A 12,210-nucleotide genomic window follows, 5' to 3' on the forward strand; every position below is an offset into this window, starting at 1 on the left:
CGGCCGCCGCGACGGGGGCCGGCGGTCCCGCCCGCCTCCGCGTGCGGCCGGGGGAGCGGACCGGGAACCCGGGGCCGACATTCCGCATCCAAGTCAGCAGAAAAGACGTGACGCGCGATGGCTCCCCTATCGGGCGCGCGGTGAAGGGAGGCATCCCATGCTCCTTGCCGACACGGACTCCGGCGCCACCTGGGGGATCGAAGGCCCGACCTTCCTCGCCCTCTACGCGGGATGCGCCCTGATCATCCTCGTGATCGTGCTCCTGCTGCGCAGGTCGAGCACGGCGGGAACCGAGGTGACGGGCAGCCTCCCGCACGCCGAGCTCGCCTACCTCGTCGGCGGTGAGGCCCGCGCGGTGGCCGCGAGCCTCGCCGCGCTGCGGCTCGCCAGGTCGGTCGAGGCGGCCCCGGGCGGGCGGGTCATCGCGACGGGCCCCGCGCCCGCCGGATCACCGGCCCTGGACCTCGCGGTCCTCGCCGCCGCCGTCCCCGGGGCGCGGGTCGCCGACCTCCGGCGCCGCGCGGAGGTGGCACACGAGCTGAACCGGGTGCGGGCCTCGCTCGAGGCGCACGGCCAGCTCCTCAGCCGCGCGGACCGGCGGCTGGTCCGGATCACCGCGCTGCCCCTGGCACTGCTGTGGGCGTTCGGCGTCGCGCGGCTGATCGCCGGTTCGGCCAACGGGCGGCCCATCGGCCTCCTGCTCTTCGCGCTCGCCGTGCTCGGCGTCGTCACCGCCGTCCTCTTCCTCCGGGCCCCGAGGCGGACCAGGGCGGGCACGCGGTCCGTCACGAACTCCGCGAGCCGGTACCGGGCGCTGCACCCGACGCTGTCCCCGTCCTACGCCGACTACGGCCCCGAGGCCGCGGCGCTGGCCGTCGCGGTGTTCGGCGCGTCCGCGCTGATGAGCTTCGACCCGGTGTTCGCCGCAGAGGCCGAGATGCACCGCTACCTGGGCCGGGACGCGGCGGCGTCGGGGTCGTCCTCCTCCTCGTCATCGTCGTCCTCGTGTTCCTCGTCGTCCTCTTGCTCCTCCTCGTCGTCCTCGTGCTCCAGTTCGTCGTCGTCCTCGTGCGGGGGCGGCGGCGGATGCGGCGGCTGACCGGGAACCCGCCGGGGACACCGCGCATCAAAGACGGCAAGACCCGACGAGCCTGACGGGAACCGGCCTTCCGGACCTTCGCGAAAGCCGGGCCGTCCGGACGAGGCGGTCATGACGGACGATGATGCCGCCCGCCGGCATCGAGACGGGAGAGTGCCCGATGGTCCTCGCCGAGACGGGCTCCGAAGCCACCTGGGGGATCGAAGGCCCGGCCTTCCTCGCCCTCTACGTGCTCCTCGCCGCTCTGGCCGTCGCCCTGGTGGTCGCGCTGCGCCGCGGGCCGGCCGCGGGCGTCTCCATGCCGGGTGACCTCACGCCCCCCGAACTCGCCCTCCTCGCCGGAGGCGACCACCGCGCCGTCGCGGCGAGCCTCGCCGGGCTGCGCCTCGCCGGCGCGGTGGCCTCCGCCCCCGGCGGCAAGGTCCTCACGACGGGTCCGGCCCCGGCCGGGGCGGCGCCGCTCGACCACGCCGTGCTCTACGCGGCGGGCGCCGGGATCCGCTCCGGCGACCTGGTCCGGCAGCCCGCGGTCGCGCACGAGCTCGCCGCGGTGCGGGCGGCGCTGATCGCGCGCGGCCAGCTCCTCGGCCCCGCCGCGCGGAACTCGATCCGGCTGCGCGCGCTGCTGCTCGTGCCGGTGCTGCTGCTCGGCGCCGCCCGGGTGGCCGCGGGCATCGGCGCCGAACGGCCGGTCGGGCTCATCGCCGCGGTCCTGGTGGTCCTGGCCGTCGTCACCGCGGTGATGCTGGCGCGGGCGCCCGAACGCGCGCGGGCCGCCGACCACACCGTCGCGATCGCCCGGCAGCGCCTCGAAGGACTGCATCCCACCAACGCGCCCTCCTACGCCGACCATGGGTCCTCCGCGGCGGCCCTGGCCGTCGCGGTGTTCGGCGGCGCGGCCCTCATCGGCATGGACCCGGCGTTCGCGGCCGAAGCCGACCTCAGGACGCAGCTCCACCAGTACTCGGCGACCTCGGCCTCGAGCGGTGGATCCTCGGACTCCTCCGGCTCCTCCTGCTCGGGCGGGTCCTCCTGCGGCGGAAGCGGCGGCTGCGGAGGCGGCTGCGGAGGGTGCGGCGGGTGACCGTCGTCGGGCTGATCTTCACGCTCATCGTGCCGGCCTGCGTGCTCGGATACCTCCTCCCGTACGTACCGCGCGCGGCGCGGCGGGCAGGCCGGGCCGTCCAGGAGCGCGCGCACGAGCGCCGGGCGCTGGACCCCGCGTCGTCGCCCGCGTACGCCGGCCACCCGCCCGCCGAGGTCGGGCTCGCGGTCGCCCTGTTCGGCGGACCCGCGCTGTTCGCGCTGGACCGGGACTTCGCCGCCCGCGCCGGGGTGGCGCGGCGGCTCGGCCAGTACCCTTCCCAAGGCTCCTCCTCGTCGGGTTCGGGCTGCGGGTCTTTCGGATGCGGGGGGTGCGGCCTGTGAGCGGACCGGGCGTGGGGATCGGATGGCGGCCGGAGATCGCGGAGTTCGTCGGGGGGCTGCCCGGACTCACCTTCACCGAGGTCATCGCCGAGTCGCTGCACCACCCCGACCCCCGGCTGCTCGCGCTGCGGGACCGCGGGGTGCGGGTCGTGCCGCACGGGGTGCGGCTGTCGCTCGGCGGCGCGGAACCCGTCGATCCCGGGCGGATCGCCCATCTCGCGCACTGTGCGGAGCTCGTCCGGGCCCCGCTCGTCAGCGAGCACGTCGCGTTCGTGCGGGCGGGCGGGCTGGAGGCCGGGCACCTGCTGCCGGTGCCGCGCAGCCGCGACTCCCTGGACGCGCTGGTCCGCAACGTCAAGGCGACCACCGCCGAGCTCGGTGTGCCGCTCGCGCTGGAACCGATCGCGGCGCTCTTCGACTGGCCCGACGACGAGTTCGGCGAGGGCGAGTTCCTCACCGAGCTGGTCGACCGGACGGGCGCGCTGCTGCTCCTGGACGTCGCCAACGTGTACGCGAACGCCCGCAACCGCGGCCACGACCCCGTCCGGGTGCTGGAGTCCTTCCCGCTGGACCGCGTCGCCTACTGCCATGTCGCGGGGGGCCGCGAAAGCGAAGGGCTCTACCACGACACGCACACCGACCCCGTCCCGGCCGAGGTGCTGGCCCTCGTCGCGGAGGCCGAGCGGCGCTGCCCGCCCGAGGGACGGCTCGGCCACCTCCTGGAGCGCGACGGGCGCTACCCGCCGCCGTCCGTCCTCGCCGCCGAACTCGACGCCATCGCCGACGCCGCCGGCCTGTCCCGGATCACCTGAGGAGGCCGGATGGACGAGTCCTTCGCGGACCTCGCCGCCCGCCAGGAGGCCCTCGTGCGCGCGCTCGTCGCGGGCGCCGACCTGCCCGCCGGCTTCATCGCGCCGCACGTCGACGCCGCGGCCCGCGCCCTCCTGCGCAAGAGGTTCGGCGAGGTCCTGCACCCCTGGCCGGCCCTCGTCCTGCACCGCGAGGAGTACCTGTGCTGGGCCGCGGGCCGGCCCACCCGCGGCTCCTGGCTCGACGGCTGGGACTTCGCCCGCGCCCACCGGGCGGCCCTCGCCCCCGAAGCCCGCGCGGCCCTCGCCGTCCGCGAAGCCCTGTGGCACTACCCTCCCGCGGGCGCCTCCGACGCCCGCCCCCGCCGCGCCCCGGCGCTGCGCTTCTTCCCGGGCGGCCTTGTCCTCGCGGCCTTCACGAAGGCGCGGGTCTTCGGCCGGGCCTAAGAATTGCCGCTTTCGTCCCAAAGGTTGCTCTGCTTCGTTTCCGTTCCGCGGCTTCGTCGCTTCCCCGTGAACCGTCCGGGGCATGCCCCCGGTGGGTGGATCACCGTCGCGGGGAAGGGGCCGGCGCTCATGCGCATCGGGATGCTGACCGGCGGCGGCGACTGCCCCGGGCTCAACGCGGTGATCCGCGCGGTGGTGCGCAAGGGCGTCCAGGAGTACGGGCACACGTTCACCGGGTTCAAGGACGGGTGGCGGGGGCCGCTGGAAGGCGACGCGGTGGAACTGCCCGTGTCGGCCGTGCGGGGGATCCTCGCGCAGGGCGGGACGATCCTCGGCTCGTCGCGGACGAACCCGCTGAACGAGCCCGACGGGGCGCGGAAGATCACCGGACACCTCGCCGCCCTCGGCGTCGACGCGCTGATCGTGATGGGCGGCGAGGACACCCTGGGCGTCGCCGAGGCGCTGCACGGCCAGGGCGTCCCGCTCGTCGGGGTGCCGAAGACGATCGACAACGACCTCGCGGCGACCGACTACACGTTCGGCTTCGACACCGCGGTCTCGATCGCCACCGACGCCCTCGACCGGCTCCGGACGACCGCCGAGAGCCACCACAGGGCCGTCGTCTGCGAGGTGATGGGCAGGCACGCCGGATGGATCGCGCTGCACGCGGGACTCGCCGGGGGCGCCGATGTGATCCTCATCCCCGAACGGCCCTTCGACCCGGCCAAGGTGATCGGCCGGGTCGAGGCGCGATTCCGGCGAGGGCACGCCGCGGTCGTCTGCGTCTCCGAGGGCGCCCGCCCGATCGAGGGCGCCCTGACCCTCCAGGAAGGCGGCGAGGACGCCTTCGGCCACGTCCGCCTCGGCGGGGTCGGCGCCTGGCTCGCCGACCGGCTCGAGAAGGCCACCGGGCGCGAGGCCCGCGCCGTCGTCCTCGGCCACCTCCAGCGCGGAGGCACCCCGACGGCCTACGACCGCGTCCTCGCCACCCGCTTCGGCCTGCACGCCATCGACGCGGTTCAGGCGGGCGCCTTCGGCGTCATGACCGCTCTCCGCGGCACCGAGATCCTCCGCGTCCCCCTCCGCGAAGCCATCACCACCCTGAAAACCGTCCCCCCGGACCGCTACGCCGAGGCGGAAGCTCTGTTCTGAGCGGGCCGGGCCCGGAGACGAGGCGGGAAAATCGTTCGAAGTGCTGCTCCGGATGGGCGACACTGAAAGGTGTTCCCAGTCAGCCCCTCCTGGAGGTTTGGTCATGCCCGCGGCGTCCGTCATCGGTGAGCCCTGCGTTCTGCTGAAGCTCGGCGAGATCGTGCTCAAGGGCAAGAACCGGCACCAGTTCGAGCAGCGCCTGCAGAACAACATCCGCAACGCGCTGGCGTCGACCGGCGTGGAGACCGTGCTGTGGCAGCGGTCCGGCGTGATCGTCATCCGGGCCAAGAGCGCCGCGGTCGACGACGTCGAGAGGGTCGCGAAGCGGCTCGAGGACGTCATGGGCATCGTGATCGTGCACCGCTGCTGGCGGGTGGACAAGACCGTCGAGGCGATGACGCAGGCCGCCCTCGACATGGTCGGCGAGCACCCGGCGTCGGCCCTCGGCGGCAGCTTCGCGGTCCGGCCGCGGCGCCGCGACAAGCGGTTCCCGATCACCTCCGCCGAGATCGGCGTGTCGGTCGGCTCGGCGATCAACGTCAAGTTCGGCCTGCCGGTCAACCTCAAGCGCCCCGACCTGACCGTCTCCATCGAGGTCGACCGCGACGAGGTGTTCGTCTACACCGACGGCACCCCCGGCCAGGGCGGCCTGCCCGTCGGCTCCAGCGGGCGCGGCCTCGTGCTGATGTCCGGCGGCATCGACTCGCCCGTCGCGGCCTACCGGATGATGCGCCGCGGCCTGCGGGTGGACTACCTGCACTTCTCCGGCATGCCCTTCACCGGCCCCGAGTCGATCTACAAGGCGTACGCGCTGGTCCGCGAGCTCGACAAGTTCCAGGGCGGCTCGCGCCTGTTCGTCGTGCCGTTCGGCAAGGCCCAGCAGCAGATCAAGGCCGCGGGGGAAGACCGCCTCGCGATCGTCGCGCAGCGCCGCCTCATGCTGAAGACCGCCGAGGTGCTCGCCGAACGCCGCAAGGACGGCGCCCTCATCACCGGCGACTCCCTCGGCCAGGTCGCCAGCCAGACTTTGATCAACATGACGGCCCTCGACGACGCCGTCGACCTGCCGATCCTGCGCCCCCTCGTCGGCATGGACAAGTCCGAGATCATGGACTCCGCCCGCCGCATCGGCACCCTGTCGATCTCCGAGCTCCCCGACGAGGACTGCTGCTCCATCCTCGCCCCCCGCCGCCCGGAGACCGCCGCCAAGATCGCCGACCTCCGCCAGATCGAGAAGCGCCTCGACGCCGAAGAGCTCGCCGAGCAACTCGCCGACTCCGTCCAGGAACACCACCCCGTCTACGGCGCCGAATAACCCAGGCCGAATAACCCAGGACGAGGAACGGCCCCGGCCGGGTTCCGGCCCGCCACGGGCCTTTACGAGGAATGGCCCTGATGGGTCTCCCGCCCGGCGCGCAGCGTGGCCCGGCACGAGGAGCGGCCCCGGCCGGGTTCCGGCCGGGCCACGCGCCTTCCACGAGGAATCGCACCGGTGTGGTCGGGCGCGCCTTCGTCTGGACCGAAGGTCTGTGCGCCGCCGGGTGAGCAGGCCGGAGGGAAGACGGAGGTCCACCAGCGCGCGGTCACCGCGCGTGCCGGAGGCGCGGGCAGAGCAGACGCGGGTCGATCACCGCTGTGCCGGAGGCGCGGCGATCGAGCGCGGTGCGGCTATTCGATGATGCCGTCGGCGCGGAGGCGCATGGCCATGATCTCTATGGGGGGATCGGGGTCGAAGTCGGAGGGTCTGGGCATTTCCGGGCCGTCTTCGCCGAAGCGGGCGATCTTTTCGAGGCGGACGACGCGGAAGCGGCGGCCGGCCACGGCGATCTCGTCCAGCCGCGCGGTGGTGAGGAGGGTCGCGGCCTCCTCGTAGGCGCGGCGGGTGGCGGGGGCGGGGCGCTCCACGGCGGGGATCACCTGCTGGAGGTACTCGGCGAGGGCCTCGCGGGCCAGGTGCGGGGTGGTGCAGGCGGCGGTCGCCGAGCGCCAGCCGTCATGCAGGAACTCCGCGACGGAGAAGGCGGCCGCCATCGGGACGGGCACGGGATGGGTGTCGAGGGCGCGCTGGGCGTCGATGAGCGCGTCGCCCTCGAACAGGCCGGGGCGGGCCGCGAGATCGGCGAACTCCGCGGCGAGGGAGAGCCGGTCGGGGGTGTGCGGCCCGTCGGGTGTCAGCAGTTCGGGCGGCCGGGGGCGCGGACGGCGGAACCGCGGGTCGGGGTCGGTGGGGCGCGGGCCTTCGGGCGCGGTGGCGTTCATCCGCAGGAGCTGCTCGACCCGGATCACCCGGAACGGGCGGCCCGCGACCGTCAGCTGGTCGTGCCGCTGCCAGTCGAGCCGCCGCGCGGCCGCCTGGTAGGGCTCCGCGTCGGGCACGCGCTGCGCCTCCTGCCGGAGCTGGGTGGCCAGGTCGTCGCGGGCGCACTGCGGGGTGGCCTCGCCCATGCTGCGCACTCGCCAGCCGCCCGCGATCCGCTCGGCCACCCCGAACATGGGGCCGGCCGGCACGAGCACCGGGTAGACGGTCCGGGCGCGCGCCGCGTCGGCGGCGGCCAGCGCCCGTACCGGATCGCCCGACATCAGCTCGCGCAGCCCTTGCTCGGCCGCCTCGTCCTCAAAGGCCATGGGCCCCATCGTTCCGTTCGCACGTGGCCTTTCGCAGCATCTTGCCGCAATGTCCGGAGATTCCCTTACGTCCGCAGCAGCAGAACCAGCCCGGACGCCACAAGGACCAGCCCCGCACCTCCGGCTCCGGACAGGTGCTCGCCCAGCAGCGCGAGCCCGAGCCCCGCGGCGATCACCGGTTCGACGAGGGTCAGCGTGGTCGCCGTCGTCGTGTCGGTGGTGCGCAGCCCCCGGAAGTACAGCAGGTAGGCGACCGCGGTCGTCACCGCGCCGAGATAGCCCGTGACCGCGGCGCCCCGCCCGGTCGCCAGCCAGGCGACGTCGCCCGCGGCCAGCGCGGGCAGCAGCGCGAGCGCCGCGAGGCCGAACACCGCGGCCGCGGCGGCCAGCGGGTCGAGCCCGTCGCGTACCAGCCGCTCCGCGGCGGCCGACTGGACCGCGTAGGCGCAGCCGGAGACCAGCGCGAGCGCGATCCCCGCCGGGTCGGCCGCGCCGCCGCCGACGAGCAGCGCGCTGCCCGCGACCGCGAGGCAGGTCGCCGCCTGCCACCGGCGGCCGAGGCGCGTGCCGGACAGCAGGGCCAGCAGCCCGGCGAACGCGGGCGCACTGCCGATCGTGACGATCGTCGCGACCGCGACACCGGTCCGGGAGACCGCGACGAAGTAGGTCGTCTGGGAGACGGCGACACCGGCCGCCCCGAGTACCGCGAGGCCCCACACCGTGCGCGGCCCGGCGAGCAGCCCCGCGAGGGCCCGGCCCGCGACCAGGACCAGGAGAAGGCCGCCCAGCACGATCCGGGCCGCACCGGCCGAGAACGCGGAGACGCCGTAGGGCGCCAGCACCAGCACCGCACCCGTGGTGCCCCACAGCGCCGCGGCCGTCACGACGAGGACGGCCCCGGCACCCGCACCGGAGAAGGAAGAAGAGAAGGAAGAGGAGGACAGCACGTCGAGCGCTCCTGAAGCGGAAGTCGAAGGAAACCGATTCCGTCTCCGGGGCGCGCCTCACCCGCGTCCGTCACCGTGTGACGAACGCGAACGGCACCCGCGTGTCGAGCGCGAGCGCGACACCTCGCACGGCCCCTCGGCGGGACCGCGCTTCAGCGGATGGTCGCCCCGGTCAGGGGGCGGTGGGCGGGCACGTGATGCGCGTCATGCCCCGATCCTAATCCCGTCTTCGTCGCCCGTCCTCGGCGCGGGCGGTGATCGGGCGCCCCGGCGTCCGCCCGGAGTCCCGCGGGCGGGCGGCAAGGGCGGGCGCCGGGATTCCCAGCGCCCGATCACCGCCCCGCGAGGCGCGGCGGTGATCGGTGAGGCGCGGGTGATCAGCCCGCGACGACCTTCTCCGGCGCCGGGGTCAGCCGGCGGCCGACGACGGGCGGGAGGGCCTGCACCAGTTCGGCGAGTTCGGCCATGTCGGCGTGGACGAGGGCCTGGGGGCCGTCGCAGAGGGCGGTCTCCGGGTGCGGGTGGACGTCGATGATGACGCCGTCGGCGCCCACGGCGATGGCGGCGCGGGTGAGCGGGAGCACCAGGTCGCGGCGGCCGCCCGAGTGGGACGGGTCCACGATGACCGGCAGGTGGGACAGGCGCTGCGCGACGGGCACGGCGGAGATGTCCAGAGTGTTCCGGGTGGCCTTCTCGTAGGTCCGGATGCCGCGCTCGCAGAGCACCACGTCGAGGTTGCCGCGCTGCGCGACGTACTCGGCCGACATCAGCCACTCCTCGATGGTGCCGCTCATGCCGCGCTTGATCATGACGGGCTTGCCCGCGTCGCCGACGGCCTGGAGCAGCGCGAAGTTCTGGGTGTTGCGGGTGCCGATCTGGAGCATGTCCGCGTACTCGGCGACGAGTTCCACGTCCCGGGCGTCCACCACCTCGGTGACGATCGGCATGCCGGTCTCGGCGCGCACGTCGGCGAGGATCTTCAGACCCGCTTCGCCGAGGCCCTGGAAGGCGTACGGCGACGTGCGGGGCTTGAACGCGCCGCCGCGCAGCAGGGAGGCGCCCGCGGCCTTGGCCATCAGCGCGCCCTGGAGGGTCTGGTCGGGGGTCTCCGCCGCGCAGGGGCCCGCGATCAGGGTCATGGTGCCGGGGCCGATCGGCACGCCGCCGACCCGCACGACGGAGCGCTCGGCGTGGTTCTCGCGGCTGACCAGCTTGTAGGGGGCGGAGATCCGCACGACGTCGCTGACGCCCCGCTGGCCGCGCAGGTTGAGGGTGCCGAAGCGCTCGATGTCGCCGACGAGGCCGACGATGGTCCGGTTGACGCCGCGGCTGACGAAGGCCTCGCCGCCCGCCGCGCCCACCAGCGCGACGATGTTGTCGATGTCGGACTCGGTGGCCTCGGGGGCCATCACGACGACCATGGGATTTCTCCTTGCAGAGGTCTGGAAAACGATGAGCGGGCATGAAAAAAGCCCCGCGGCCTGTGATGGCCCGGGGCTTCGGAGGTCAGTTCGCGTCAGCGCAGCAGTCGGCTGACGAGTGACCCGGCGAATCCGGGCTCGTCATACCAAAAGTAAAAGCTGCTGGTGCGCATGGCAGAACTGTAGACCATGATCGCGGGTGCTCCGAACACCGGGGCTGGGGGACGTCCGTCACCCGGGGGGTGGCAGACTGGGCCGGAAGATGACCTCCCCAGAGAAATCGTTGCCGCCGGGGCAGTACGTGCCCCGGGGATTCCCGGTGCTGCACTACGGTCCGGTGCCGCGGTTCCGTCCTGAACGCTGGGACTTCCGCGTCTACGGGCCCACCGCAGACGGCTCGGAGGGCCGGTGGGACTGGACGGAGTTCCAGAAGCTGCCGCGCACGGCCGTCGTCGCCGACTTCCACTGCGTCACCAAGTTCACGATCCCCGACAACCTGTGGGAGGGCGTGACGGGCCGGACGCTCACCGAGCTCGTCCCCCCGCACCCGGACGTGACCCACGTGATGCTCTGGGCCGAGTACGGGTACAGCGCGAACATCCGCATCGAGGACCTGACCGCCGAGGGCACGGTGTTCGCCACACACCACAACGGCGAGGAGATCACGCCCGACCACGGGTTCCCCGTCCGGGCGGTGGTGCCGAACCTGTACGCGTGGAAGAGCGTCAAGTGGTCCCGCGGCTTCGAGTACCTCATCGGGAACCAGCGCGGTTTCTGGGAGGAGCGCGGCTACCACACGACCGCCGACCCCTGGCGGGAGCAGCGGTACTCCTACCAGGAGGACTGACGCCCCGGCCCGGTCGCGCGGTGATCGTCATGATCTGCGCGGTGTGCCGGGACCCGGTCCGATAGTCACCTGGCGGAAGTGATTGCGCGCGCTCCGTGAGGGCGGGAGGGTCCTGCCATGTCCTCTGCGCCCTCGTCCTCCTTCTCGTCCCCGGCCGACCTCCCGGCCGAGCCCGCCCCCCTGCGCGTCCTGGCCGTCGACGACGAGCTGCCCGCCCTGGAAGAGCTGGTCCACCTGCTGCGCGCCGATCCCCGGGTGGAGCGGGTCACCGGCGCGGGCGACCCGGCCGAGGCGCTGCGCGGGCTCGGCCGGATGATGGCCGCGGGGGAGCGGCTGGACGCGGTGTTCCTCGACGTGCGGATGCCCGGCCTCGACGGCCTCGACTTCACCAGGCTGCTCGCCGGCTTCGCCGAGCCGCCGGCCGTGGTCTTCGTGACCGCGCACGACGACTGCGCCGTCGCCGCGTTCGAGCTGGGCGCGCTGGACTACCTGCTCAAGCCGGTCCGCCAGCGGCGCCTGGCCGAGGCGGTCGGCCGGGTGCAGCGGGTCGCGCGCCGGGAGCGGGCCGTACCGGACGACGAGCTGATCCCGGTCGAGCTGGGCGGGCGGACCCGGCTGGTGAGCCGGTCGGCGGTGACCCATGTGGAAGCGCACGGTGACTACGTCAGGCTGCACACCGAGGGCGCCGAGCACCTCGTGCGGATCCCCCTGGCCGTCCTGGCGCGGCGCTGGGCGGACGCGGGATTCGTGCGGATCCACCGGAGCACGCTCGTCGCCGCCTCGCACATCACCGAGCTGTGCTTCGACGGGGGCAGGGCCGCGGTCCGGGTCGGCGCGACGACGCTGCCGGTGAGCCGCAGGCATACCCGTGAGGTGCGTGATCTGCTCGTCCGGGGGTTCCGCGGGGAAGCCGACGCCCGGTGAGGGGCCGCCGACCGGGCGACGACGAGGGGAAACGGCGGCTCTCGACCTTTCGTCCCGCAGAATCGACCGCTCGTCCGACAACTACGCTACGTACATCGCTGACTACATGCCGTTGGTCGCGCGGGGGCGCGCAGTGCCCTCGGGAGGGCGCGCGGCCCCGTAATGTTCTCTTCAGCAAGACGATTCTGGAGGTCCTTCCCGGGGCCGGTCTGACCCCGGGTGAGGACCATCAGCCGCCGCCTCCCGTACCGGGGGGGTGGGAGACGGCGGTGCAGGCTCAGGCGCTGAGCGGACAGTCGGGGGGTTGTCCGTCTCAGCGCCTGAGCGTTTTCAACTACTTTCCGTGATCGAGCATCTGCTCTCCGGAAGGCAGGACCCCCGCGGATCGCCGCCCGCCCCGGCCGCGACCGACCGCTCGCCGAGCGACGACGGGCCCGTGGCCGCTGGGACGGCGATGGTCCCGCCCGGATCCCGACCGCGCCCCGCGAGATCCGACGCCAGGCCGAGCAGC

The 12,210-nt window shown here is 73.9% G+C and carries 12 protein-coding genes; 9 read left to right on the forward strand and 3 right to left on the reverse strand.

The genetic code is table 11. From position 1 onward, the window contains the following. Positions 1-157: 157 nt before the first annotated feature. From EDD29_RS06675 to thiI, 7 genes are all read left to right on the forward strand, one after another. Positions 158-1,099, forward strand: coding sequence for a TIGR04222 domain-containing membrane protein (locus EDD29_RS06675; protein WP_123663321.1), 942 nt, complete (start codon positions 158-160; stop codon positions 1,097-1,099). A gap of 121 nt (positions 1,100-1,220) precedes the next feature. After that, positions 1,221-2,183, forward strand: coding sequence for a TIGR04222 domain-containing membrane protein (locus EDD29_RS06680; RefSeq protein ID WP_123663323.1), 963 nt, complete (start codon positions 1,221-1,223; stop codon positions 2,181-2,183). After that, the gene (locus tag EDD29_RS06685; protein WP_148085890.1) at positions 2,180-2,527 is read left to right on the forward strand and encodes a hypothetical protein; all 348 of its coding nucleotides are present in this window, start codon (positions 2,180-2,182) and stop codon (positions 2,525-2,527) included. Before EDD29_RS06680 ends, EDD29_RS06685 begins: the two co-directional genes overlap by 4 nt. Beyond that, entirely contained in the window at positions 2,524-3,339 is an 816-nt protein-coding gene (locus EDD29_RS06690; protein WP_123663326.1) for an MbnB/TglH/ChrH family RiPP precursor modification enzyme, read from the forward strand. Before EDD29_RS06685 ends, EDD29_RS06690 begins: the two co-directional genes overlap by 4 nt. A gap of 9 nt (positions 3,340-3,348) precedes the next feature. Continuing rightward, positions 3,349-3,783 (forward strand): SCO6045 C-terminal-like domain-containing protein, encoded by a 435-nt coding sequence (locus EDD29_RS06695; RefSeq protein WP_123663328.1) that lies wholly within the window; start codon positions 3,349-3,351, stop codon positions 3,781-3,783. A 129-nt stretch (positions 3,784-3,912) separates the two neighbouring features. Then, entirely contained in the window at positions 3,913-4,935 is a 1,023-nt protein-coding gene (locus EDD29_RS06700; RefSeq protein WP_123663330.1) for a 6-phosphofructokinase, read from the forward strand. A gap of 103 nt (positions 4,936-5,038) precedes the next feature. Beyond that, the gene (thiI, locus tag EDD29_RS06705; protein ID WP_246052553.1) at positions 5,039-6,250 is read left to right on the forward strand and encodes a tRNA uracil 4-sulfurtransferase ThiI; all 1,212 of its coding nucleotides are present in this window, start codon (positions 5,039-5,041) and stop codon (positions 6,248-6,250) included. 353 nt (positions 6,251-6,603) lie between these two features. On the opposite strand, the gene EDD29_RS06710 is transcribed toward thiI, so the two are convergent. The 3 genes from EDD29_RS06710 to aroF all read right to left on the reverse strand — a co-directional run bounded on the left by EDD29_RS06710 (position 6,604) and on the right by aroF (position 9,928). Next, complete coding sequence (locus EDD29_RS06710; protein WP_123663332.1) at positions 6,604-7,560, reverse strand: DUF5954 family protein; 957 nt, start codon at positions 7,558-7,560, stop codon at positions 6,604-6,606. Positions 7,561-7,625: 65 nt separating this feature from the next. Next, on the reverse strand, positions 7,626-8,507 hold the full coding sequence (locus EDD29_RS06715; RefSeq protein WP_123663334.1) for a DMT family transporter: 882 nt from the start codon (positions 8,505-8,507) through the stop codon (positions 7,626-7,628). Between the two features lie 377 nt (positions 8,508-8,884). After that, positions 8,885-9,928, reverse strand: a complete 1,044-nt coding sequence (gene aroF / locus EDD29_RS06720) for a 3-deoxy-7-phosphoheptulonate synthase (protein ID WP_123663336.1) — start codon at positions 9,926-9,928, stop codon at positions 8,885-8,887. A gap of 262 nt (positions 9,929-10,190) precedes the next feature. Here aroF and EDD29_RS06725 point away from each other — a divergent pair, with 262 nt between their 5' ends. Together EDD29_RS06725 and EDD29_RS06730 are read left to right on the forward strand one after the other, a co-directional pair. Further along, the gene (locus EDD29_RS06725; protein ID WP_123663338.1) at positions 10,191-10,775 is read left to right on the forward strand and encodes a molybdopterin-dependent oxidoreductase; all 585 of its coding nucleotides are present in this window, start codon (positions 10,191-10,193) and stop codon (positions 10,773-10,775) included. A gap of 117 nt (positions 10,776-10,892) precedes the next feature. Further along, positions 10,893-11,699, forward strand: a complete 807-nt coding sequence (locus EDD29_RS06730) for a LytR/AlgR family response regulator transcription factor (RefSeq protein WP_123663340.1) — start codon at positions 10,893-10,895, stop codon at positions 11,697-11,699. The last annotated feature ends 511 nt before the right edge of the window (positions 11,700-12,210 follow it).

This window comes from Actinocorallia herbida, from assembly GCF_003751225.1.
Taxonomy (GTDB): Bacteria; Actinomycetota; Actinomycetes; order Streptosporangiales; family Streptosporangiaceae; genus Actinocorallia; species Actinocorallia herbida.